This is a genomic window from Sphingomonas crocodyli (genome assembly GCF_004005865.1).
In the GTDB taxonomy this organism is placed as follows: Bacteria; Pseudomonadota; Alphaproteobacteria; order Sphingomonadales; family Sphingomonadaceae; genus Rhizorhabdus; species Rhizorhabdus crocodyli.
Genome location: NZ_SACN01000001.1, coordinates 2,049,725 through 2,069,677 on the forward strand (window position 1 = coordinate 2,049,725; position 19,953 = coordinate 2,069,677).

The 19,953-nt window shown below is 65.4% G+C and carries 22 protein-coding genes; 9 read left to right on the forward strand and 13 right to left on the reverse strand.

Annotated elements, in window-relative coordinates; genetic code table 11:
- Window positions 1-208: 208 nt before the first annotated feature.
- From EOD43_RS09860 to EOD43_RS09870, 3 genes are all read right to left on the reverse strand, one after another.
- Window positions 209-1,144 (reverse strand): L-threonylcarbamoyladenylate synthase, encoded by a 936-nt coding sequence (locus EOD43_RS09860; protein WP_127743325.1) that lies wholly within the window; start codon window positions 1,142-1,144, stop codon window positions 209-211.
- A 203-nt stretch (window positions 1,145-1,347) separates the two neighbouring features.
- Complete coding sequence (locus tag EOD43_RS09865; RefSeq protein WP_127743327.1) at window positions 1,348-1,692, reverse strand: GntR family transcriptional regulator; 345 nt, start codon at window positions 1,690-1,692, stop codon at window positions 1,348-1,350.
- A 39-nt stretch (window positions 1,693-1,731) separates the two neighbouring features.
- Window positions 1,732-2,316 (reverse strand): nitroreductase family protein, encoded by a 585-nt coding sequence (locus EOD43_RS09870; protein WP_127743329.1) that lies wholly within the window; start codon window positions 2,314-2,316, stop codon window positions 1,732-1,734.
- A gap of 129 nt (window positions 2,317-2,445) precedes the next feature.
- Between EOD43_RS09870 and EOD43_RS09875 the strand changes: the two genes are divergently transcribed.
- The 7 genes from EOD43_RS09875 to EOD43_RS09905 all read left to right on the forward strand — a co-directional run bounded on the left by EOD43_RS09875 (window position 2,446) and on the right by EOD43_RS09905 (window position 10,298).
- Window positions 2,446-4,227 carry a peptide MFS transporter gene (locus EOD43_RS09875; protein WP_127743331.1) on the forward strand — a complete coding sequence of 594 codons (1,782 nt, stop codon included), beginning with the start codon at window positions 2,446-2,448 and terminating at the stop codon, window positions 4,225-4,227.
- A complete protein-coding gene (locus EOD43_RS09880) occupies window positions 4,217-5,632 on the forward strand; it encodes an amidohydrolase (RefSeq protein WP_127743333.1) in 1,416 nt (471 codons plus the stop codon). The genes EOD43_RS09875 and EOD43_RS09880 overlap by 11 nt, the downstream gene beginning before the upstream one ends.
- The gene (locus EOD43_RS09885) at window positions 5,629-6,915 is read left to right on the forward strand and encodes an amidohydrolase family protein (protein ID WP_127743335.1); all 1,287 of its coding nucleotides are present in this window, start codon (window positions 5,629-5,631) and stop codon (window positions 6,913-6,915) included. Before EOD43_RS09880 ends, EOD43_RS09885 begins: the two co-directional genes overlap by 4 nt.
- A gap of 77 nt (window positions 6,916-6,992) precedes the next feature.
- Window positions 6,993-8,330, forward strand: coding sequence for a phosphoglucosamine mutase (gene glmM / locus EOD43_RS09890; RefSeq protein WP_127743337.1), 1,338 nt, complete (start codon window positions 6,993-6,995; stop codon window positions 8,328-8,330).
- Between the two features lie 5 nt (window positions 8,331-8,335).
- Window positions 8,336-8,695, forward strand: a complete 360-nt coding sequence (locus EOD43_RS09895) for a hypothetical protein (RefSeq protein ID WP_127743339.1) — start codon at window positions 8,336-8,338, stop codon at window positions 8,693-8,695.
- Window positions 8,688-9,449, forward strand: a complete 762-nt coding sequence (gene thiD, locus EOD43_RS09900) for a bifunctional hydroxymethylpyrimidine kinase/phosphomethylpyrimidine kinase (protein ID WP_127743340.1) — start codon at window positions 8,688-8,690, stop codon at window positions 9,447-9,449. Before EOD43_RS09895 ends, thiD begins: the two co-directional genes overlap by 8 nt.
- A gap of 27 nt (window positions 9,450-9,476) precedes the next feature.
- Window positions 9,477-10,298: a hypothetical protein gene (locus EOD43_RS09905; protein ID WP_127743342.1), complete on the forward strand. Its 822-nt coding sequence runs from the start codon at window positions 9,477-9,479 to the stop codon at window positions 10,296-10,298.
- Here EOD43_RS09905 and EOD43_RS09910 read toward each other — a convergent pair.
- The 6 genes from EOD43_RS09910 to glmU form a co-directional block, all read right to left on the reverse strand.
- Complete coding sequence (locus EOD43_RS09910; protein WP_127743343.1) at window positions 10,295-10,711, reverse strand: JAB domain-containing protein; 417 nt, start codon at window positions 10,709-10,711, stop codon at window positions 10,295-10,297. The two genes, EOD43_RS09905 and EOD43_RS09910, sit on opposite strands and share 4 nt — an antisense overlap.
- A gap of 105 nt (window positions 10,712-10,816) precedes the next feature.
- Window positions 10,817-12,640, reverse strand: a complete 1,824-nt coding sequence (gene glmS / locus EOD43_RS09915; protein ID WP_127743345.1) for a glutamine--fructose-6-phosphate transaminase (isomerizing) — start codon at window positions 12,638-12,640, stop codon at window positions 10,817-10,819.
- A 13-nt stretch (window positions 12,641-12,653) separates the two neighbouring features.
- Window positions 12,654-13,019 (reverse strand): type II toxin-antitoxin system VapC family toxin, encoded by a 366-nt coding sequence (locus EOD43_RS09920; RefSeq protein ID WP_127743347.1) that lies wholly within the window; start codon window positions 13,017-13,019, stop codon window positions 12,654-12,656.
- The gene (locus EOD43_RS09925) at window positions 13,019-13,255 is read right to left on the reverse strand and encodes a ribbon-helix-helix domain-containing protein (protein WP_127743349.1); all 237 of its coding nucleotides are present in this window, start codon (window positions 13,253-13,255) and stop codon (window positions 13,019-13,021) included. The genes EOD43_RS09920 and EOD43_RS09925 overlap by 1 nt, the downstream gene beginning before the upstream one ends.
- Window positions 13,256-13,297: 42 nt before the next feature.
- Window positions 13,298-13,732: a hemerythrin domain-containing protein gene (locus tag EOD43_RS09930; protein WP_164857176.1), complete on the reverse strand. Its 435-nt coding sequence runs from the start codon at window positions 13,730-13,732 to the stop codon at window positions 13,298-13,300.
- Window positions 13,733-13,835: 103 nt separating this feature from the next.
- Window positions 13,836-15,194, reverse strand: a complete 1,359-nt coding sequence (gene glmU, locus EOD43_RS09935) for a bifunctional UDP-N-acetylglucosamine diphosphorylase/glucosamine-1-phosphate N-acetyltransferase GlmU (protein ID WP_127743353.1) — start codon at window positions 15,192-15,194, stop codon at window positions 13,836-13,838.
- Between the two features lie 44 nt (window positions 15,195-15,238).
- Here glmU and gph point away from each other — a divergent pair, with 44 nt between their 5' ends.
- Window positions 15,239-15,907, forward strand: coding sequence for a phosphoglycolate phosphatase (gene gph / locus EOD43_RS09940; RefSeq protein ID WP_127743355.1), 669 nt, complete (start codon window positions 15,239-15,241; stop codon window positions 15,905-15,907).
- Here the strand turns inward: gph and EOD43_RS09945 are convergent.
- The 4 genes from EOD43_RS09945 to EOD43_RS09960 are packed head-to-tail and all read right to left on the reverse strand — an operon-like array spanning window position 15,876 to window position 18,502.
- The gene (locus EOD43_RS09945) at window positions 15,876-16,901 is read right to left on the reverse strand and encodes a nucleotidyltransferase domain-containing protein (RefSeq protein ID WP_127743357.1); all 1,026 of its coding nucleotides are present in this window, start codon (window positions 16,899-16,901) and stop codon (window positions 15,876-15,878) included. The genes gph and EOD43_RS09945 overlap by 32 nt on opposite strands.
- Complete coding sequence (locus EOD43_RS09950) at window positions 16,898-17,764, reverse strand: HprK-related kinase A (RefSeq protein ID WP_127743359.1); 867 nt, start codon at window positions 17,762-17,764, stop codon at window positions 16,898-16,900. The genes EOD43_RS09945 and EOD43_RS09950 overlap by 4 nt, the downstream gene beginning before the upstream one ends.
- On the reverse strand, window positions 17,764-18,051 hold the full coding sequence (locus EOD43_RS09955) for an HPr-rel-A system PqqD family peptide chaperone (RefSeq protein WP_127743360.1): 288 nt from the start codon (window positions 18,049-18,051) through the stop codon (window positions 17,764-17,766). The genes EOD43_RS09950 and EOD43_RS09955 overlap by 1 nt, the downstream gene beginning before the upstream one ends.
- Before the next feature lie 13 nt (window positions 18,052-18,064).
- The gene (locus EOD43_RS09960; RefSeq protein WP_127743362.1) at window positions 18,065-18,502 is read right to left on the reverse strand and encodes a hypothetical protein; all 438 of its coding nucleotides are present in this window, start codon (window positions 18,500-18,502) and stop codon (window positions 18,065-18,067) included.
- Between the two features lie 148 nt (window positions 18,503-18,650).
- Here EOD43_RS09960 and EOD43_RS09965 point away from each other — a divergent pair, with 148 nt between their 5' ends.
- Entirely contained in the window at window positions 18,651-19,871 is a 1,221-nt protein-coding gene (locus EOD43_RS09965) for an ATP-binding protein (RefSeq protein WP_240653136.1), read from the forward strand.
- The last annotated feature ends 82 nt before the right edge of the window (window positions 19,872-19,953 follow it).

A 19,953-nucleotide genomic window follows, 5' to 3' on the forward strand; every position in this document is an offset into this window, starting at 1 on the left:
TTCGCGGCCTTTGTGGCTTTCGATATAGCGAATTCGCGACCTGTAGTCGTCATTGCGAGAAGCCGAAGGCGACGAAGCAATCCAGGCCCGAACTAGAGATGGTCGCGAGGCTCTGTTCTGCGGGCCTGGATTGCTTCGCTGCGCTCGCAATGACGAGGGATGTGGGGCGGAGGGCATCCGAGTTTAATAGAACAAAAAGAGAACAATGTCAAGGGCGGGGTGCGGCGGCCCGGTTCAGGCGGTCGTTGATTGCTGCGCCGAGGCCATCGTGGGGGATGGGGGCGACCGCGATAGCGGGGGCCGGCGATGCGTCGGCGACGTGGAGCAGATCGAACAGGCGCGCGGCGGCCTGCTGGAGATCGCCGGCGGGCGACAGCGAGACATCGCCCGCGACCGGGCCGAAACCGATCAGATATTCGCCGTCTTTCGCGGTGGTCGCGCCCAGACGGACGGGCTTGGAGGGCGCATAGTGGCTGGCGAGCTGGCCCGGCGCCTCGATCGCGCCGCTTTCGGCCGTGTCGACGGGCGCGAATTCGGCCAGCATTTCGGCCGTGATCGGGCCGGGGCGGAGCAGGCGGAGCCTGTCGCTCTCGACCGCGACGATCGTGGATTCGACGCCGGCTTCGGTCGGCCCGCCATCGAGGATGAGGGGAAGGCGGCCGCCGAGCGTGCGGGCGACATGTTCGGCGCGGGTCGGGCTGATCGATCCGCTGGCATTGGCGGAGGGTGCGGCGAGGGGGCGGCCAACGGCAGAGATTAGCGATAGCATGACCTCATGCGCGGGCATGCGGATCGCGACGGTCGAGAGGCCGGCGGTGACGAGGCTGGCGATCGGCGCGCCGCCCCGCAGCGGCAGGACCATCGTGAGCGGGCCAGGCCAGAAGTGCTCGGCGAGGCGATCGGCGAGCGGGCCGAAGGTGGCGATCCGATCGGCCATTGCGCGATCGGCGACGTGGACGATCAGCGGATTGAAGCTGGGGCGTCCCTTGGCGGTGTAAATCGCGGCGACGGCTTCGCCTGAGGTCGCATCGCCCGCGAGGCCGTAGACGGTCTCGGTCGGCACCGCGACGATCGCACCCGCGGCGATCAGGCGCGCGGCTTCGGCGATGGCGTCTTCGGTGGCGGGGAGGGTGCGGGTGGTCATCGAGGACGCGCTATCACCGCCAACTCGTCATTGCGAGCGTAGCGAGGCGTTCCAGGCCCAAGTTGGGCGAGGTTCGCGACATTCTCATGTGCGGACTGGATTGCCGCGTCGCCTTCGGCTCCTCGCAATGACGAGGTAGGGAGAGAGGCGGCGAGCAGGAGGCGCCTGAGATCCCGGCCTGTGCCGGGATGACGCGTTTAGCGTCAGTTGACCTTGTCGAGCAGGTCGGCGGGTTCGATGCGCAGGCGGCGCATCTGATCGACGACGCGGGGCCATTGGTCTTCGAGGAACTGGGTGCGGGCTTCGCGGCGCAGACGCTCACTGGCGCCTTCGGCGACGAACATGCCGACGCCGCGGCGGACGACGACGAGGCCTTCGTCCTGAAAACCCTGATAGGCTTTGGCCGCCGTCAGCGGGTTGGCGCCGTGCTGGGCCGCGAAGGCGCGGACCGAGGGGAGAGCGTCGCCATCGCCATAGACCCCGTCGAGAATCGATTCCGCGATGATGTCGCGGAGGCGGAGATAGACGGGGCGATCTTGCGAACTCATGGCGTCACACTGTGCTAACACAGCACGCCGCGTCAATCCTTATCCGCCTTTCCACGTCGAAACGACAGCTTCATAGGTCGGACGGGGGCGCTCCTCGAGCGGCTTCACCTGCGTGCCGATGAAGACGAAGCCGGCGATGCGATCATTGGGCTTGCCGCCGAGCGAGACGAGCACGTCTTCGTTGAAGGCGGGCCATGCCGTCAGCCAGTTGCCGGCGAAACCCTGCGCATGCGCGGCGATCAGCATGTTCATGCAGGCGGCGCCCGACGAAAGCTCCTGCTCCCACACCGGAATCTTGCTGCCGGCGGCGGGGGTCGAGAGGATCGCGACCATCACCGGCGCCTGCTGCGCGAACTGGTCCATCGCTTCGAGTTCGAGGCGGCCGGCGCCCGGATTCGCCTTCAGATAGGCGGCGCGCAGCATCGCGGCGAAGGCGTCCCGCTGATCCAGCGGGATCACGACGAAGCGCCACGGCGCCAGCTTGCCATGATCGGGCACGCGCATCGCGGCCTCCAAAATCTGGCGGAGTTGCGCGTCGTCGGGGCCGGGGGCGGCGAGGTCGCGCGCCTTGCCGGAGCGCCGGGTGGCGAGCAGGGCAGCGGTGCTGGAGAGGTCGTTGAACATGGCCGTCTCGTTATCAGCGGCGGCTCTGTGCAACAACCGGCTTCACAGCGCGCCGCGACCTGCCTAGTTTGCGGTCCCCATGAGACGCGCCGCCCCGAACGGAGGCCAGAGCGCACATAGGGAGTCTACATGGTCGACACGCCAACCGCGGATAATCCGCGTGAGCCCGACATTTCGCATGTCAATCCGAGTGACGAGAAAACCTGGTTCGGGCATCCCCGACAACTCGCCAGGCTTTTCACGACCGAGGCGATGGAACGCTTCGGCTTCTACGGTATGCGGGCGCTGCTCGCGCTCTACCTGACCAAACATTTCCTGTTCAGCGATCAGACGACCAACGGCCTCTATGGCGGCTTCACCGCGCTCGTCTATCTGACCCCGCTGGTCGGCGGCATGATCGCCGATCGCTATCTCGGCTCCAAACAGTCGGTGAAGTTCGGCGCGATCCTGATGTCGCTCGGCTATCTGACGCTCTGCTTCGGCGGGCCGACCGCCAAGCCCTTCGCGATGATCGAGGGCACGCGTTACGAGGTCGTCGTGGCCGAAAGCGGTGCGCAGTCGGTGGTCGACGGCGATCGCCAGCTTGCGATCAAGGGGCAGGACGATGGTTCGGTGAACCTGCTCGCCGCCGACGGCAGCGTCGCGCGCAGCATTCCCAAGGGCGGGTTCAAGGCCGAGGCCGAACGCAGCCCCTTCTTCACGATGATCCTGCTGATCGGCTTGTCGATGGTCGTGGTGGGCAACGGCTTCTTCAAACCGAACATTTCGACGATCGTGGGCGCGCTCTATGCGCCGGGGGATCGCCGCCGCGATGCGGGCTTCACGATCTTCTACATGGGCATCAACCTGGGTTCGCTGTTCTCGCAGATTCTGTGCCCGTTCCTGGCGGTCGCGATCGATTGGTGGGCGGGCTTCTTCCTTGCTGCCGTCGGCATGATGATCAGCTGGGCGCTGATCCAGTTTTCGGGCAAGCAGCTTGCGGGCTTCGGCGATGCGCCCGCGGGCGCGCCCGATCGTCGCCTCGTCATCTATGTCGGTGCGGTCCTCGCTGTTCCGGTCGCGTGGTTCCTGTTCACCAATCTGATGAACGCCGCGCCGCCGACCGACGGATCGGGCATTGTCGGCTATCTGCTGGCGCTGCCGCTGATGGGCAAGGTGCTGTTCACGACCTTCCTGATCGCGGTGATCGCGATCCCGCTATGGGCGCTGAAGGCTGGCAACAAGGTCGAGTTCCAGATGATGCTCGCCGCGATCGTGTTGATCGTGTTCAACGTCGTCTTCTGGACCCTGTTCGAACAGGCGGGGTCGTCGCTGACCCTGTTCGCCGATCGCAACACCGATCTTTCGGTCTTCGGCCTGTTCACGATGACGGCGGGGCAGACGCAGTTCTTCAACGCGCTGTTCATTGTTCTGCTGGCGCCGCTGACGTCGATCCTGTGGAATGCCCTTGGCAAGCGCGGGCTGGAGCCGTCGATCCCGATCAAGTTCGCGATCGCGCTGGCGGGCGTGGGCCTCGGCTTCCTCGCGCTCGTGTGGGGCACGGCCTATGCCGGGGCGGACTTCAAGGTCTCGGTCTGGTGGCTGGCTTTGCTGTACCTGATCCACTCGGCAGCCGAACTGTGCATCTCGCCGGTGGGGCTTTCGATGATCACCAAGCTGTCGATCGCCCGCGTCGTGGGCCTGATGATGGGCGTATGGTTCCTGTCGATCAGCTGCGCGCAGTACGTTGCCGGCGTCGTCGCACAGGTGGCGAGCGTCGAGACCGTCGGCGGGCAGGTGACCAACCTGAAGGTCAGCTTGGAGACCTATGCCGGCGTGTTCCAGACGATCGGCCTCGCGTCGGTCATTATCGGCGGTGTCCTGTTCGTCCTGTCCCCTGTGATCAAGAAGTGGATGCACGGTGTCCAATAAGCTCAAGCTGGCGATTGCCGTCGCGCTGACGCTCGCCGCGTGCGGGCAGGCGGCCAAGCCCAAGTCGGCGGCGTCGGATGCGCCGCCGCCGGGCAAGGGGAAGGGGTTCAACCACGATCCCTTCCCGTCGACCTATCATGCCTATCCGGGTGTCCCGACCGCGTTGGTCGGGGCGACCGTCTATGACGGCGAAGGCGGCCGGATCGAGAATGGGACCGTGCTGTTCGCCGACGGCAAGGTGACGGCGATCGGCGGACCGGACCTCGCGATCCCCGCTGGCTCCACCGTCATCGACGCCAAGGGCAAGTGGGTGACGCCGGGCGTCATCGATATCCACAGCCATCTGGGCGATTATCCGTCGCCGGGTGTGCAGGCGCTGTCGGACGGGAACGAGGCGACCGGCCCCGTGACCGCCGACGTCTGGGCCGAACATAGCGTGTGGCCGCAGGATCCGGGCTTCAGCCGTGCGCTGGCCAATGGCGGGGTGACAACGCTGCAGATCCTGCCGGGTTCGGCGAACCTGATGGGTGGCCGCTCGGTCGTCCTCAAGAACGTCTATGCCCGCACCGCGCAGGGCATGAAGTTCCCCGGTGCGCCTTATGGCCTGAAGATGGCGTGCGGTGAGAACCCCAAGCGCGTCTATGGATCGAAGGGGCGCCAGCCCTCGACCCGCATGGGCAATATCGCGGTCGATCGCCAGACCTGGGCGAAGGCGGCCGAATATAAGCGCAAGTGGGACAAATATGAGGAGAAGGGCGGCGAGCAGCCGTCGCGCGATATCGCGATGGACACGCTGATGGGCGTGCTGAGCGGCGAAATCCTGATCCAGAACCACTGCTACCGCGCCGACGAAATGGCCAACGTAATCGATATGGCCAAGGAGTTCGGCTATCACGTATCGGCCTTCCATCACGCGGTGGAGGCTTACAAGATCGGCGATCTGCTGAAGGCGAACGGGGTCTGCGCGTCCGTCTGGGCGGACTGGTATGGCTTCAAGATGGAAAGCTATGACGGCATTCCGGAGAACCTTGCGATCCTGCAGAAGACCGGCACCTGCGCGACGATCCATTCGGACGATCAGAACGGCATCCAGCGGCTGAACCAGGAAGCGGGCAAGGCGCTCGCTTCGGGCCGCCGCGCCGGGATCGACATTTCGGACGAACTCGCCTGGACGTGGCTGGCGATCAACCCGGCCAAGGCGCTGGGCATCGCCGACAAGACGGGCAGCCTGAAGGCCGGCAAGATGGCCGACGTGGTGCTGTGGAACGGCAATCCGTTCAGCGTCTATACCCGGCCGGAGAAGGTGTGGATCGACGGGGCGATGCTCTACGACGCCTATAATCCGAAGCTGCGCCCGGTGAGCGACTTCGAGCTTGGCCAGCCCGGCGAGGGAGACGTGAAATGAAGCATCTCCTTCTGGCAGCAGCCGCGCTGATCGCCACGCCGCTTTCGGCCGAAACCGTCGCCATCACCGGCGGCACCGTCGCGATCGGGGATGGATCGCAGCCGATCCAGGGCGGCACCGTCGTCATCGCCAATGGCCGCGTCGTGGCGGCCGGAGCGGGCGTCGCGGTGCCGGCGGGCGCACGGGTGGTCGATGCGACGGGCAAGTGGGTGTCCCCCGGCATCGTCGCGCCGATCTCCACGCTCGGCATCGTCGACGGTTACGGGATGAACGAAACTAACGACGCGCAGACCAAGGGTTCGCCCTTTTCCGCCGCGATCGACGTTTCGACGTCGATCAACACCAGCGGGCAGGGGATCGCGACCGAACGATCGAGCGGCACCACGCGCGCCTTCGTGATTCCGGCGGCAGGCAACACGATGTTCGGCGGGCAGGGCGCGGTGATCGATCTGGGCGCCGATGTCGATCCAGTGACGAAGCCGCGCGCATTCCAATATGTCGAGCTGGGCGAGGATGCGGGCGATCATGGCGGCGGCACCCGCCCGGCCGCGCACGTCCTGCTCCGCGCCGCGCTCGTCGCCGCGCAAAACCCCGCGCAGGTGGATTGGCTCAGCAAGGACTCGCTGATCACGAAGCAGGACGCGCAGGCGCTCGGCCCGGTGATCCGGGGCACGATGCCGCTGCTCGTCCATGTTGAGCGGGTGGCGGATATCCGCGCGGCGCTTGCGCTCAAGGCCGACTATCCGGCTATCAAGCTGGTGCTGGTGGGGGCCACGGAGGGCTGGCGCATCGCCGACCAGATCGCGGCCGCGAAGGTCCCGGTAATCGCGGCGGCGATCACCGACCTGCCCGAGCGGTTCGAGACACTGGCGGCGACCCAGTCGAACGTCGGACGGCTGACCAAGGCGGGCGTTCTGGTCGCGATTTCCAACGTCGATGCTTCGGAAGGGCCGTATGAATCCTATCTGACCCAGTTCGCCGGCAATCTGGTGGCGATCACCAAGATTCCGGGTGCGACCGGGCTCGATTGGGGGCAGGCCTTCGCCACGATCACGTCGAAACCCGCCGAGGCGATCGGCATGGGCGGGGAGATCGGATCGCTGCGTCCGGGTCGCCATGCCGATGTCGTGATCTGGGACGGCGATCCGCTGGAGATCGCATCCGCGCCCGTCGCGATCTGGATCGACGGCGTTGCTCAGCCGATGACGAGCCGTCAAACGCGCCTGCGCGACCGCTATCTCGATCCGACCGAGAAGGCGCTGCCCAAGGCGTACGAGTATTGAGACGAAGGGCGGAGCCTCTTGAGGCTCCGCCCGTTTCGGCGCATCTAGCGCGTCCAACCTCCGCTGGGGACGATTGCATGGCGCGCAAATATTTCGGCACCGATGGTATCCGGGGCCGGACCAACGAAACCCCGATGACCGCCGAGATCGCGATGAAGGTCGGCCAGGCCGCCGGCGCGCATTTCCTGCGCGGCGATCATCGCCATCGCGTCGTGATCGGCAAGGATACGCGCCTGAGCGGTTACATGATGGAATCGGCGCTGGTCGCGGGCTTCACCAGCGTGGGCATGGACGTGGTCATGGTCGGCCCGATGCCGACGCCTGCGGTCGCGCTGCTGACCCGCGCGATGCGCGCCGATCTGGGCGTGATGATCTCCGCCAGCCACAACCCCTTCTTCGACAACGGCATCAAGCTGTTCGGTCCCGACGGCTACAAATTGAGCGACGATGACGAGGCGGCGATCGAAGCTGCGCTCGACAAGCCCGCCAAGCTCGCCAAATCGGCCGATATCGGCCGCGCCCGCCGCGTCGAGGATGCGCGTGGCCGCTATGTCCACGCGATCAAATCGAGCTTTCCCGAACATCTGCGACTCGATGGGCTGCGCATCGTCGTCGATTGCGCGAACGGCGCGGCATACAACGTCGCGCCGATGACGCTGTGGGAACTGGGCGCCGACGTGATTTCGATGGGCGTCGAGCCCAACGGCACGAACATCAACGACAAATGCGGATCGACCGACCCCAAAGCGTTGCAGGAAAAGGTGCGCGAGACGCGCGCCGACATCGGTATCGCGCTGGACGGGGATGCGGATCGCCTGATCGTGGTCGACAATCTGGGCCGCATCGTCGACGGCGACCAGCTGATGGCGCTGATCGCGACCGGGGCGCTCAAGCGCGGCGAACTCAAGGGTGGCGGGATCGTTGCTACGGTGATGTCGAACCTGGGCCTCGAACGCTATCTGGCGGGCCTGGGCCTGACGCTCCATCGCACCCAGGTGGGCGATCGTTATGTGGTCGAGGCGATGCGGTCCGAAGGCTTCAACATCGGCGGCGAACAATCGGGGCATATCGTCATGTCCGATCACGCGACGACCGGCGACGGCATGATCGCGGCGCTGCAGGTGCTTGCGCAACTGGTCGAAAGCGGAAAGCCCGCGAGCAAGCTGCTCCACCTGTTCGATCCGCTGCCGCAGCTGCTCAAGAACGTCCGCTTCGCGGGTGGCGAGCCGCTGAAGGACGACAAGGTCAAGGCCGCGATCGCCGATGCCGAAAAGCAGCTCGACGGCACCGGCCGCCTCGTGATCCGCAAATCGGGCACCGAGCCGCTGATCCGCGTGATGGCCGAAGGCGAGGACAAGAAGCTGGTCGAGGCGATGGTCGACCAGATTTGCGAGGCGGTGCGCAAGGCGGCGTGAGGCCGTTGGTCCGCAAGGGAAAGGCCGCTTCAATCTTCGCAGCGGCTTCCGTTTCTGTCGTCGTCGTTGTTAATTTAATGACGGGAAATCAGAATTATAGATCGGTTTTCTATTACGCTTTCTTGATCCTCCAGGCTCTTCTGGCGCATCGCTTCTTCTGGAATGCGGCTTCGCTGCTGACGCGCGACATGGCCGATTTCAAATATTGGGATAATGATGACGGCGTCGCGCTTCCGGGCGGAAGGCTAGGGGCGAGAGCCACGATGGCAGGTGACACGATTTTCTATCTGGGCTTCGGTGTGCCTTTGATGATCTTCGACCTTGCCGACTCTGCAGTGGACAATTTCGCGAACACGATTGGATAGAACGATAAAGCGCATCCTCATCATCGCCGGATCGGACTCGGGCGGCGGCGCGGGTATTCAGGCCGATATCAAGACGGTGACGATGCTGGGCGGCCACGCGATGACCGCGATCACCGCGCTGACGGCGCAGAACACGTTGGGCGTGACCGGGGTGATGCCGGTGCCGGCCGGCTTCGTGATCGAGCAGATTGATGCGGTGGTGAGCGACATCGGCGTCGATGCCGTGAAGATCGGGATGATCGGATCGGCCGAGGTGGTGAACGCGGTCGCCGATCGGCTCGCGGCGCTCGACACTGTGCCGATCGTCTTCGATCCGGTGATGGTCGCGACCAGTGGTTCGTTATTGGCCGACGAGGCGACGATCGCGGCGTTCGGGCGGCTGATGGATATTGCGACGGTGGTGACGCCCAACCTGCCCGAGCTGGGCGTGCTGGGCGGATCGGCCGAGGCGCTGGCGGCGCGGCACGGCTGCGCGGTGCTGGCCAAGGGCGGGCATGGCGAGGGTGTGGACCTGATCGATCGTCTCGTCACCGCCGATGGCCGATCGACCGAATGGACATCCGAGCGGATCGAGACGCGGCACACGCACGGCACAGGCTGCACGCTGGCCAGCGCGATCGCGACCGGGCTGGGGCAAGGGCGGCCGCTTTCCGAGGCTGTGGAGAAAGCGCGCGATTTCGTCCGTGCCAGCCTGCTTGCAGCACCGGGTCTCGGAAATGGGCATGGACCGATGAGGCAGGGTCTGGTTCGATAGCTCCCATAAGACAATGGGAGACGGATCATGGACTCGCTGGAACTGCACCGCGCGATTGCCGAAGGGCCGTATGAGGCCCAGATCGGTTCGGCACTGATCACGATGGTCGAGCCGCATGAAGGCTTCGATCGTGAGTATAATCGCTGGTACGAAGACGATCACTTCATCTCGGGCGCGCTGGCGATGCCGTGGATGTTCGCGGGCCGCCGTTTCGTGGCGCCGAAGCGCCTGCAGGGGATGCGTGCGCCGGAAGGTTCGCCGATCGCGAACCCGCTGGCGCTGGGCAAATATATCTCGCTCTACTGGATCATCGAGGGGCGGCAGGACGATCAGGCCGCGCACAGCACCGCGATCAATCGGCGCCTGCGCGCCGACGACCGCATCCTGCTGAAGCGCGATCATATCTACACGTCGTTCCAGACCTATCGCGGGGCGGTCTATCGCGACGACGCGGTGGTGCGTGATATTCACATCCTCAACTATCCGTTCGGCGGTCATGTGCTGGAGGTGATCGATGCGACCGAGGGGCAGCGCGAGGCGCTGATCGACTGGCTCAAGGCCGACTATATCCCATCGAAGCTGAAGGGCAGCGACATGGCGGTCGCGACGATCTTCACCCCGATCCCGCTGCCCGCGGACAAGATGCCCGATGTCGCCGATATTCCGGGCCTGGACGATCGCGTCACGATCCTGTGGTTCAGCGACAATGAGCCTGAGCGGTCGTTTGACGCGCTGTTCGGAAAGGCGGAGGCCGATCTGGCGGCGTCGGGGAAGGGCAAGCTGGCCTTCGTCGCGCCTTTCATCCCGACGTTCCACGGCACCGATCGTTACGTTGACGAATTGCGTTAAAGCAGGCCGCTCTCGGCAAAGCTGTAGCTGCGGTCTCCGGCCACGATCATGTGATCGAGCAGGCGGATATCGAGCGCGCGGGCGATGTCGGCCAGCTTCCTGGTAGCCAGTTGGTCCGCCCGGCTCGGCGCGGGATCGCCGCTGGGATGATTGTGGGCGATGACGAGCATCGATGATCCCAGCTCTAGCGCCTCGCCGATGATACGCCGGATCGGCAGGTCGACCGCGCCTTCATCCCCACCCGCGACGATCGATCGGCCCAGCAGGTGCCTGTCGGAATCGAGATGAAAGATCTGGACGCTTTCGGAGGCTTCGTGCGCGGCATCGGCGTCGAAAAGACGCATCACATCTTCCGGGCCGGTCAGCCGCTCGCGGCTGCCCGCGCTGGAGAAGGGAAGATCGTTTCGCCGCACCCGCCCAATGTGCGGGCACGGCGAACCGACTGAATATCAGGCTTCATCGGTTTTGGATGAATCAAACGATTTCATGGCGTTATCATCATCCATTATGGTGGAAAATCACTCCACCGTGACGGATTTCGCCAAATTCCGCGGCTGATCGACGTCGGTGCCCTTCAGTACCGCGACATGATAAGCGAGCAGCTGAACCGGGATCGCATAGACGATCGGGGCGATCAGCGGATGGACTTTGGGCATCGTGATCGTCGCCATGCAGCCGTCGCCCGCCGCCTGGATCCCGTCATAGTCGGAGATCAGCACGACCTTGCCGCCGCGCGCCTGCACCTCCTGCATGTTCGACACGGTCTTATCGAACAGCGGACCGGACGGCGCGATGACGATGACAGGCACATTCTCGTCGATCAGCGCGATCGGGCCGTGCTTCATTTCACCCGCCGCATAACCTTCGGCGTGGATATAGCTGATTTCCTTGAGTTTTAGCGCGCCTTCGAGCGCGAGCGGATAATCGGTGCCGCGGCCCAGATAGAGCACGTCGCGCGCCGGGGCGATCAGGTGCGCCATCGCTTCGATCGCCTCGTCATAGGCCAGCGCGCCGTTGATCGCGGCGGGCGCTTCGGCGAGGTGGCGGACGACCTCCTTCTCCTCACGCGGGTTGAGGCGGCCCTTGGCGCGGGCGAGATTGGCGGCGAGCGCGGCCAGCACCGCGAGCTGGCAGGTGAACGCCTTGGTGGAGGCGACGCCGATTTCCGGGCCGGCATGGGTCGGCAGCAGCAGATCGGCCTCGCGCGCCATCGTCGATGTGGGGACGTTGACGACGGCGGCGATCTTCTGTCCTTCGGCGCGGGCATGGCGCAGGGCGGCGAGTGTGTCGGCGGTTTCGCCCGACTGGCTGATGACGATCATCAGCCCGCCTTCCTCCATCACCGGCGCGCGATAGCGGAACTCGGATGCGACATCGAGGTCGACGGGGACGCGCGCGAACTGTTCGAACCAATATTTGGCGACCATGCCGGCATAATAGCTGGTCCCGCACGCGACGATCGTCACGCGGCGGATCGATCCGAGATCGAAATCGGGGGTCGGCAATGACACCTGCTCGTCCAGGCGGCGGACATAGGATTTGAGCGTCTGCGCCACGACGATCGGCTGCTCGTAAATCTCCTTGAGCATGAAGTGGCGGTGATTGCCCTTGTCGATCGTCAGGCTCGACACGCCCGAATTGACGACCGGGCGTTCGACCGGCTGATCGTCCTTGTCGTAGATCTGCGTGCCCGCGCGGGTGATAACGACCCAGTCGCCTTCCTCGAGATAGGCGATCTTCTGCGTCAGCGGGGCGAGGGCGAGCGCATCGGAGCCGAGATAGGTCTCATTCTCGCCATAGCCGACGACCAGCGGCGAACCCAGGCGCGCGCCGATCAGCAGATCGGGATGCTGGCGGAACAGGATGGCGAGCGCGAAGGCGCCGTGGAGGCGCTTCAAATTGGTGCGAACGGCCTCAATCGGCTCCATCCCCGCCTCGACATCGGCGGAGATCAGGTGGGCGACGACTTCGGTGTCCGTCTGGCTCGTGAAGGTGCGGCCCTTGGCGATCAGTTCGTCGCGCAGCGGCTTGAAATTCTCGATGATTCCGTTGTGGACCAGGGCGACTTCGCCGGTGGCGTGCGGGTGCGCATTGTCCTGCGTCGGCGCGCCGTGGGTCGCCCAGCGGGTGTGGGCGATGCCGATGATGCCGGGCAGCGGCTCCGCATCGAGCTTCTTGGCCAGATTGTCGAGCTTGCCCTCCGCGCGGCGGCGATCGAGCGCGCCGTCGTGGATCGTGCAGATGCCCGCCGAGTCATAGCCGCGATATTCGAGCCGCCGCAGCCCTTCGAGCAGCCGGCCGGAAACGTCCTGATTGCCGAGAATACCGATGATTCCGCACATGGGCTTTGCTCTTTCAGAGGGTGTAGGGAACGCGGATGCCCGGCATCGTTGCCGGGAAATCCTTGGTGTTGCGTGTAATCAGGATAGCGCCGTGAACCTGCGAGGTCGCGAGGATCATGGCATCGAGCAGCTTCATCCGCGTGCGATAGCGAATATCCGCCGCAGCGACAGCGGTTCGTTGATCCATCTCGACGACTTCGAACGGCTGTAGAAGGAAGCGCACCTCATCACGCGTCGCTGCGGGTTCGCCCGCCAGCACTTCGGTCCAAACGATCCGGCTGATCCGATGCCGCGGATAGCGGCCCAGTTCCGTGATGGCCGGCGAGCGATCCAGAAGCCAGTCGATCAGGATGTTGGTGTCGAAGAACGGGTCGCTCACTAGCCCTGGCCGTCATCGCGATCCGCGCGCATCGCGCGCTGATATTCGACGGGATCGCCGATATCGGTGCGATTTTTCCAATAGCCCGCGCCGCGCGCGATCCAGTCCTTGCTCGATTCCGCGCGATAGGCGGAGACGGCTTCGCGCACCATCGCGGCACGCGACTGGCCGGTCTCGGCCGCCTTATGGTCGAGCCATCGAATATCGTCTTCGGGAAGATCGACCAGTGTTCGCATGAGTGGACGATATCATCATGTGATATCGCCCGCAACGGGCGTTCAGGCGGCGGCGCGCAGGCGGATGTGGTTCTTCTGGAGCGCCAGCGGATAGAGCAGGTCGTTCTCCGCTTTGATGCGGGCGCGCAGGCGCTCCATCATCGCGGCGGTTTCGCTGACGAACCCGGTCCAGTCGGCGGACACGCACTCATTGTCCCAGAGCTGGAGATAGTCTTTCCAGTCCGCCGCGAGGGCCGCGAAGCAGCTGTGGAATTCGCGGACGCGGGCGGGGTAGCAATCCTCCTCGGCATTGCCGAGCAGGCGATCGTAGAGGAAGCCGTCTTCCTTGCTCAGATGATCGTCGAGCGTGACCGACAAGTCGGCGCGCACTGCGAGCGCGGTGGCGGGATCGGGTTCGCCGGCGACGATTTCGAGCAGCTCGATCGCCAGCCTGTCGAGGCGGTCATGTTCGATCATCAGCGTGTGGAAATCATGCATTGCCCGGCTCCCGTGGTACGGAGCCAGCGCTAGGCCAAACATTCTTACCGAGGGGTATAAGCGACTGATCTAAATTAGTTTGGCACTAGACCTTGGTCGAAAATCAGCGCTTTTCCGCCTTTTTCGCTGCCATCTTGTCCCGGAAGGTCGCGGCCCAGCCGTTGCGCTCCTCCTGCTTGCCGCGGGCGATGGCGAGGGCATCGGAATTGACGTTGCAGGTCACGACCGATCCCGCGCCGACGATCGCGCCGTCGCCGATCGTCACCGGGGCGACCAGCGCGCTGTTCGATCCGATGAAGGCGCCTTCGCCGATCGTGGTCTTGTACTTAAGGAAGCCATCGTAATTGCAGGTGATCGTGCCTGCGCCGATATTGGCCTTCGCGCCGACATCGGCATCGCCGATATAGCTCAGGTGATTGGCCTTCGCGCCCGGCCCAAGCTTCGCCTTCTTGATCTCGACGAAATTGCCGACCTTGGCCTTGGGGCCGATCTCCGCGCCGGGACGAAGCCGGGCATAGGGGCCGAGCTCGGCGCCATTTTCGACCGTCGCGCCCTCGATGTGGCTGAAGGCGTGGATGGTCACATTGTCGCCGATCGTGGCGCCTGGTCCGAAGAAAATATTCGGTTCTACAATAACATCGCGACCGATCTTGGTATCATATGCAAACCATACGGTGTCCGGCGCGATCAGGGTCGCGCCGTCGGTCATCGCCGCGAGCCGGCGGCGGCCCTGCCATTCGGCCTCGACCCCTGCGAGTTCGGCGCGGCTGTTGACGCCGGCGACTTCCCACGGCGCGGCTTCGATCACCGCCGAGGCGCGGCCCGCTTCCCTCGCGATCATCACGATGTCGGGCAGATAATATTCGCCCGCGGCATTGTCGTTGCCGACCTTGGCGAGCAGCGGCCATAGGTCGGCGGCGCGCACCGCCATCAGGCCCGAATTGCACAGGTCTATTGCGCGCTCCTCGGGTGTCGCGTCCTTATATTCGACCATCTTTTCGATCGTGCCGTCGGCGCGCGAAAGGATGCGGCCATAAGCGAGCGCGTCCGCCGGGCGGAAGCCCAGCACGACGGCGACCGGCGCATCGGGGGCGTTCAGCCGATCGAGCATCGCCTGCATCGTTTCGGGGCGGACGAGGGGCACATCGCCGTAGAGGATCAGGACGTCGCCATCAAAGCCCTCGAGAGCGGTTTCGCCCTGCTGGACGGCGTGGGCGGTGCCAAGCTGCGGCTCCTGCGTGGCGACCGCGACTCCGCGCGGGGCGACATAGGCTTCGACCTGTTCGCGGCCCGCGCCCGTCACCACTACCCTGCGCTCCGCCCCCAGCGCATCGACGCTGGCGAGCAGGTGGCCGAGCATGGGCAGGCCGGCGATCGGATGGAGCACCTTGTGGAGATCGGACTTCATCCGCGTGCCCTTTCCGGCGGCGAGGATGAGGGCGGCGAAGGGGCGAGTCTGCATGGGCGTCACTTGCCATGCGGCGACGGCGCGGCCAAGGGGCGGTCATGGCCGATTTTCCCTTCGACGTCGTCGCCTTCGATCTCGACGGCACGCTTGCCGATACCGCGCCCGATCTGACGGGGGCGCTCAATCACGCGCTGGGCGAACTGGGGCGCCCGCCGGTGTCGGCGGACAGCGTACGCGGGATGATCGGGCACGGCGCCCGCGCGCTGCTCCAGAAGGGGCTGGGTGCGACGGGCGGCGCGACCGAGGAACTGGTCGAGCGCGGCTTTCCGATCTTCATCGATCATTATGTCGCGCATATCGCCGATGGGACGCAGATTTTTCCGGGTCTGGAAAGCGCGCTCGATGCGCTGGCGGCGCGGGGCGTGAAGTTGGCGGTCTGCACGAACAAGGCCGAGGGTCTTGCGCGTGCGCTGATCGATGCGCTGGGCTGGGAGCGGCGGTTCGATGCGCTGGTGGGTGGAGATACGCTGCCGACGAAGAAGCCCGATCCCGCGATGCTGTTCGAAGCGATCGCGCGCTGCGGCGGCGGTCGGGCGGCCTATGTCGGCGATTCGATCACCGACACCGATACCGGCCGGAATGCGGGCATACCGACGATCGCGGTGACGTTCGGGTTTTCGGATCGTGCGCCCGAACTGCTCGGCGCCAGCGCGCTGATCGCTCATTACGACGCGCTTATTCCGACGCTGGAACGCCTCGCGCCTTGATCCAGAGGTGCCGCGCCAGCATCAGCGGCGGCATCCGCATCCAGTGCGACCTTATGTAGAAAGCGAGGCGGGTTCCGGCATTGGTCTGGCGACCCCAGACGTCGCGAGAGAGCAGGCGGCGGACGAACAGGGCGTCGCTCGCGCGATCCGGCCCGGCAAGGCGGCGATCGATTGGGGTTTCGTAGAGCCGATGCGTTAGGCGGAGCGCACGCGCCAGCGGCTCGCGCATCTGGTGCAAGGCCGATCGTTCGGCGAGCTTTGGCCAGAAATCGGCCTGCGCCGAAAAATCCCGCACCAGCCGATCGATATCCCAGAGATTGCGCAGGCCGCCGGCAAGGTCGCCATCCGCGATCAGGTGGCAGGCGGCGTGGACGATCATGTCGGCGGGCGACAGCATCGCGAGGCCCGATCCGATATCGACGGCATCGGCCACCAAAGCCGCTGCGACTGGAGTCGGCCGCGCGGTGAGTGGCAGGATCGTGTGATGAACGTCGATCATCGTCCCGCGATCGGCGTGGATCAGCGGCGGCAGTTCGTGCATCCAGCGGCGATAATAGGATTGGGTGTAGGGATCGTCCTTCGCCCATTCGTAACCGCTGACGAGCAGGGCGGCCTCGGCCGTATTCAACTGATCGGCGGGCAGCAGGATATCGAGATCGCCCACCGCGCGGCCTTCCCCGGCGGTGAGATTGCCGACGACGAAGGCGCTGCCCTTCAACAGGATCGGTCGGATGCCGAGCGGCGCGAGCAGGCGGCGGGTCAGTTCGACTTCCCATCGCGCCTGAACATGATCGAAGGCGGTCTGCACGCGCGCAGCCTCCAGCGCCTCCATCACCGGCGCCGGAAGGCCGCGACCGGCCAGCCGCACCGCGAGACTGCCGATCAGCCGCTCCGCCCGCGCGATCGAGAGGAGCGCGGTCCAATCGTCGGGCGCGAACCCGTCCGTGGTTGCGGGATCGGTGAGTGCGCGCACAAGGGGGGGGGCGTTCCTCATATCCCGAGTTCCGCCGCGAATTGTTCGACGATCGCCATGCCGCTCGCGCTGTCGGGATAGGCGAAGCGGACGCCCGGCACGGTGGTGGCCAGGTGGGTCATCGCGGCGAAACCGCGCTCGCCCAGCGCCGCATAATTGGTCGAACCCTGCGTGAGCAGCGCGAACAGTTCGGCCTGCCCGATCCCTTCGGCCTGCGATGCATAGCCGAAGGTCGGGAACAGGATCAGCGCAGGGCTCGCGCGATCGTCCATCCGCGCGATCGCATCGCGGGCGGGGCGCAGGTGGCGCAGATCGCCCTTGGGCGTCGCGCGGAGCAGCGGCCCGAAGCGGCTCGCGTCCGATACGACGCGCTCCAACTCGCCGATCGCCGCGTTTTTCAGGCTGATAGCGCGCGGGAAGGCGCGGGCGAGGCCCGTCTCAGGCTCGATCAGAACGAACTCGTCGCTCATCAACCGCCAGCCATGTTCGCCCAGCAACGCCGACAGTGTCGACTTCCCCGATCCGGATTCGCCGGTGAGGATGATGACACGCCCATTGCGCTCGACCGCGCCAGCATGGAGCAGCAGATGGCGGCGCTCGCCGAGCGCGATCTGAAGGTTCATCGCCATTTCGGCGGCGAGCAGCGCGTGGCGTAGCGCCATCGGCAGCGCATCGGGCAATTCATGGTCGCCCCGTATCGCGACCTGAGGATGGATATATTTGCGCCACGGCCGCTCCGGCTCGATCCGCGCGGTGAGGGTGGCGATGCCGTCATCTGGCGCCGGATATCCGCTATAAAGACGGCGAAGCGAGTTCAGGGGGCCGGCCCAGGCCGATCCCACCCGATATCCGATCGGCCCCACCCGCACGTCGAACCGGTGCATCAGTCGCGCCAGACCAGACCGGCGGCTTCCAGTTCGGCGAGCCTGTGCGAAACGACCGTGCCGGCTTCCTCATCGACGGCGATGCCCAGCCGATCGCACAGGCGGGCGGTGAGGCCGGCGGCGGTGTCGGGCGCCTCGCCGAGCAGTTCCAGCATATCGGGCATCGGTGCCGCGAGCAGATGCGTCTCGCCCGAGGCGCGATGGAATAGCAGCGTCATATCATCGGCGGTCGCGATCACCGGATGCACGGCATAAGGTTCGGCACGAAAATGAGGCAGCGGGGCCATCAGCCCGACCGGATTAGCGAGGCGTCATCACCGAAGCGTAACAGGTATAGCCCTGCTTACCGACGGTCAGCTTCTTGATGTAATTGTTGTACGCGTTCGTCTGCTGCTGGGTGTAGCCCGAATATCGCGTGCCGTAGCTGAGCGAATTTTTGACATCTTCACCGACCAGCGGAGTCGAAGGCGGAGCATAAGCGCCGGATGTCCCCGATTTGACGAGCGTACCGTCGCTCTTGATCCATTTTCCGGCATTCGCGCTGTCGGGAATCGGGATCTGGCATTTCAGGGCAGAGGTCGCCGCCTGGGCCAGGCCGGCATTGGGCCGGACCGTTGCGATCGCGGCGCCGCCGAGCGCGGTGAGGCGCAGGAGATTGCGGCGCGACGTATCGAGGCTGCCGGTTTCGGCTGGGGCTTTATCGGTCGCCGACCGTTCGATTTCGTCCCGTTCGGCCATACTACACCCCTGCCAAGCCACTGCCCGGTCCTTACCCCGAATGTAGCGGAGAGGCGAGGGGGGCTGGTCGATGTCACAAATGTTTCCCATAACGGCTCCAGCCTAGTCGATTATGGCGGGGCAGCAGGACGATTTGGAGAGACGGCCGTTGGGCGAAAGGCGCACGCTGGCGGTCGCGGCTATCTTTACGGCTACGGCGCTCGTCGCCTGGCTGCTCGATGCGCCGATCGGATCGGCGGTCGGGGCGGGGCTTGCGGCGGGCACATTGCTATGGCTGGCGACGATTCCCGACCACGAACCTGTACGTCCTGTCATCGTCGAACCGAGCGTGCCCGAGCCGGAGCCCGAACAGCCGATCCTGCGTGGCGCCGAACTGATCGAGGCGGTCGATGATCCGATGATGATCATCGAGGGGCAGCGCATCGCCTTTGCCAATGCCGCCGCCCAGACGATCTTCGGCTCCGAACGGCTCAAGGGCGACTTCCGCCTCGCGCTGCGCCACCCGGCCGCCGCCGACATGCTCGCCTCGCCGCTCAGCGATCCGCCGTCGAGCCCGATCGAGCTGGTCGGCATCGGCGCGCCCGACAAACGCTGGCTGATGTCGGTGCACAAGCTGCCCAATGGCGTCCGCCTGGTTCGCCTGCGCGATCGCACCGACAGCTGGGCGGCCGAGCGGATGCGGGTGGATTTCGTCGCCAATGCCAGCCACGAACTGCGCACCCCGCTCGCGACCCTGCTGGGCTTCATCGAGACGTTGAGCGACGCAAGCGCGGGCGCGGATGAGGCGATCCGGCAGCGTTTCCTGGGCATCATGCTGGCCGAGGCCAAGCGGATGCAGCAGCTTGTCGACGATCTGATGTCGCTGTCGCGGATCGAGGCCGATCGATTCTCGACCCCGCAGACGCCGATCGCATTGCCGCCGGTGGTGGAGGAGGTCGTCAACGTCATCCGATCCGGGCAGCGCGAGGAAGGCGGCCGGATCAGCATCGATATCGGCGACGTCGCCGATGTTCGTGCCGATCGCGTTCAGATCGCGCAGCTGCTCCACAATCTGATCGGCAATGCGATCAAATATGGGCGGCCCGGCACGCCGATTCGCGTCACGCTTCAGCCGCTCGGCGGCAAGGTGCGCCTGCAGGTCGCCGATCAGGGGGAGGGGATTGCGGCGGAGCATCTGCCGCGCCTCACCGAACGCTTCTATCGGGTCGATGCGGGGCGCAGCCGCGCGGTGGGGGGCACCGGCCTTGGCCTCGCCATCGTCAAGCATATCGTCGAACGCCATCGCGCGACCTTCGGCATCGTCAGCAAGCTGGGCGAGGGCACCGTGGTGACTGTAACATTTCCCCCCGCGGAGCCGACTTCGGTGTAATGAACCTGTCACATGCGGCCACCATAGGCGGCCGCAGGGAGTTCGCGGGGGCCGATACGCGACTCGGATTTTGAGCTGCGAT

Bases quoted from the DNA above. Each gene is read 5' to 3' on its own strand.
- EOD43_RS09870 (WP_127743329.1), bottom strand. From the start codon at position 2,316: ATGTTCAACGACCTCTCCAGCACCGCTGCCCTGCTCGCCACCCGGCGC.
- EOD43_RS09960 (WP_127743362.1), bottom strand. From the start codon at position 18,502: ATGGCCGAACGGGACGAAATCGAACGGTCGGCGACCGATAAAGCCCCA.
- EOD43_RS09945 (WP_127743357.1), bottom strand. From the start codon at position 16,901: ATGAGGAACGCCCCCCCCCTTGTGCGCGCACTCACCGATCCCGCAACC.
- glmS (WP_127743345.1), bottom strand. From the start codon at position 12,640: ATGTGCGGAATCATCGGTATTCTCGGCAATCAGGACGTTTCCGGCCGG.
- EOD43_RS09955 (WP_127743360.1), bottom strand. From the start codon at position 18,051: ATGGCCCCGCTGCCTCATTTTCGTGCCGAACCTTATGCCGTGCATCCG.
- glmM (WP_127743337.1), top strand. From the start codon at position 6,993: ATGGCGCGCAAATATTTCGGCACCGATGGTATCCGGGGCCGGACCAAC.
- EOD43_RS09925 (WP_127743349.1), bottom strand. From the start codon at position 13,255: ATGCGAACACTGGTCGATCTTCCCGAAGACGATATTCGATGGCTCGAC.
- EOD43_RS09885 (WP_127743335.1), top strand. From the start codon at position 5,629: ATGAAGCATCTCCTTCTGGCAGCAGCCGCGCTGATCGCCACGCCGCTT.
- EOD43_RS09860 (WP_127743325.1), bottom strand. From the start codon at position 1,144: ATGACCACCCGCACCCTCCCCGCCACCGAAGACGCCATCGCCGAAGCC.
- EOD43_RS09875 (WP_127743331.1), top strand. From the start codon at position 2,446: ATGGTCGACACGCCAACCGCGGATAATCCGCGTGAGCCCGACATTTCG.
- gph (WP_127743355.1), top strand. From the start codon at position 15,239: ATGGCCGATTTTCCCTTCGACGTCGTCGCCTTCGATCTCGACGGCACG.
- EOD43_RS09950 (WP_127743359.1), bottom strand. From the start codon at position 17,764: ATGCACCGGTTCGACGTGCGGGTGGGGCCGATCGGATATCGGGTGGGA.
- EOD43_RS09905 (WP_127743342.1), top strand. From the start codon at position 9,477: ATGGACTCGCTGGAACTGCACCGCGCGATTGCCGAAGGGCCGTATGAG.
- EOD43_RS09930 (WP_164857176.1), bottom strand. From the start codon at position 13,732: ATGCATGATTTCCACACGCTGATGATCGAACATGACCGCCTCGACAGG.
- EOD43_RS09865 (WP_127743327.1), bottom strand. From the start codon at position 1,692: ATGAGTTCGCAAGATCGCCCCGTCTATCTCCGCCTCCGCGACATCATC.
- glmU (WP_127743353.1), bottom strand. From the start codon at position 15,194: ATGCAGACTCGCCCCTTCGCCGCCCTCATCCTCGCCGCCGGAAAGGGC.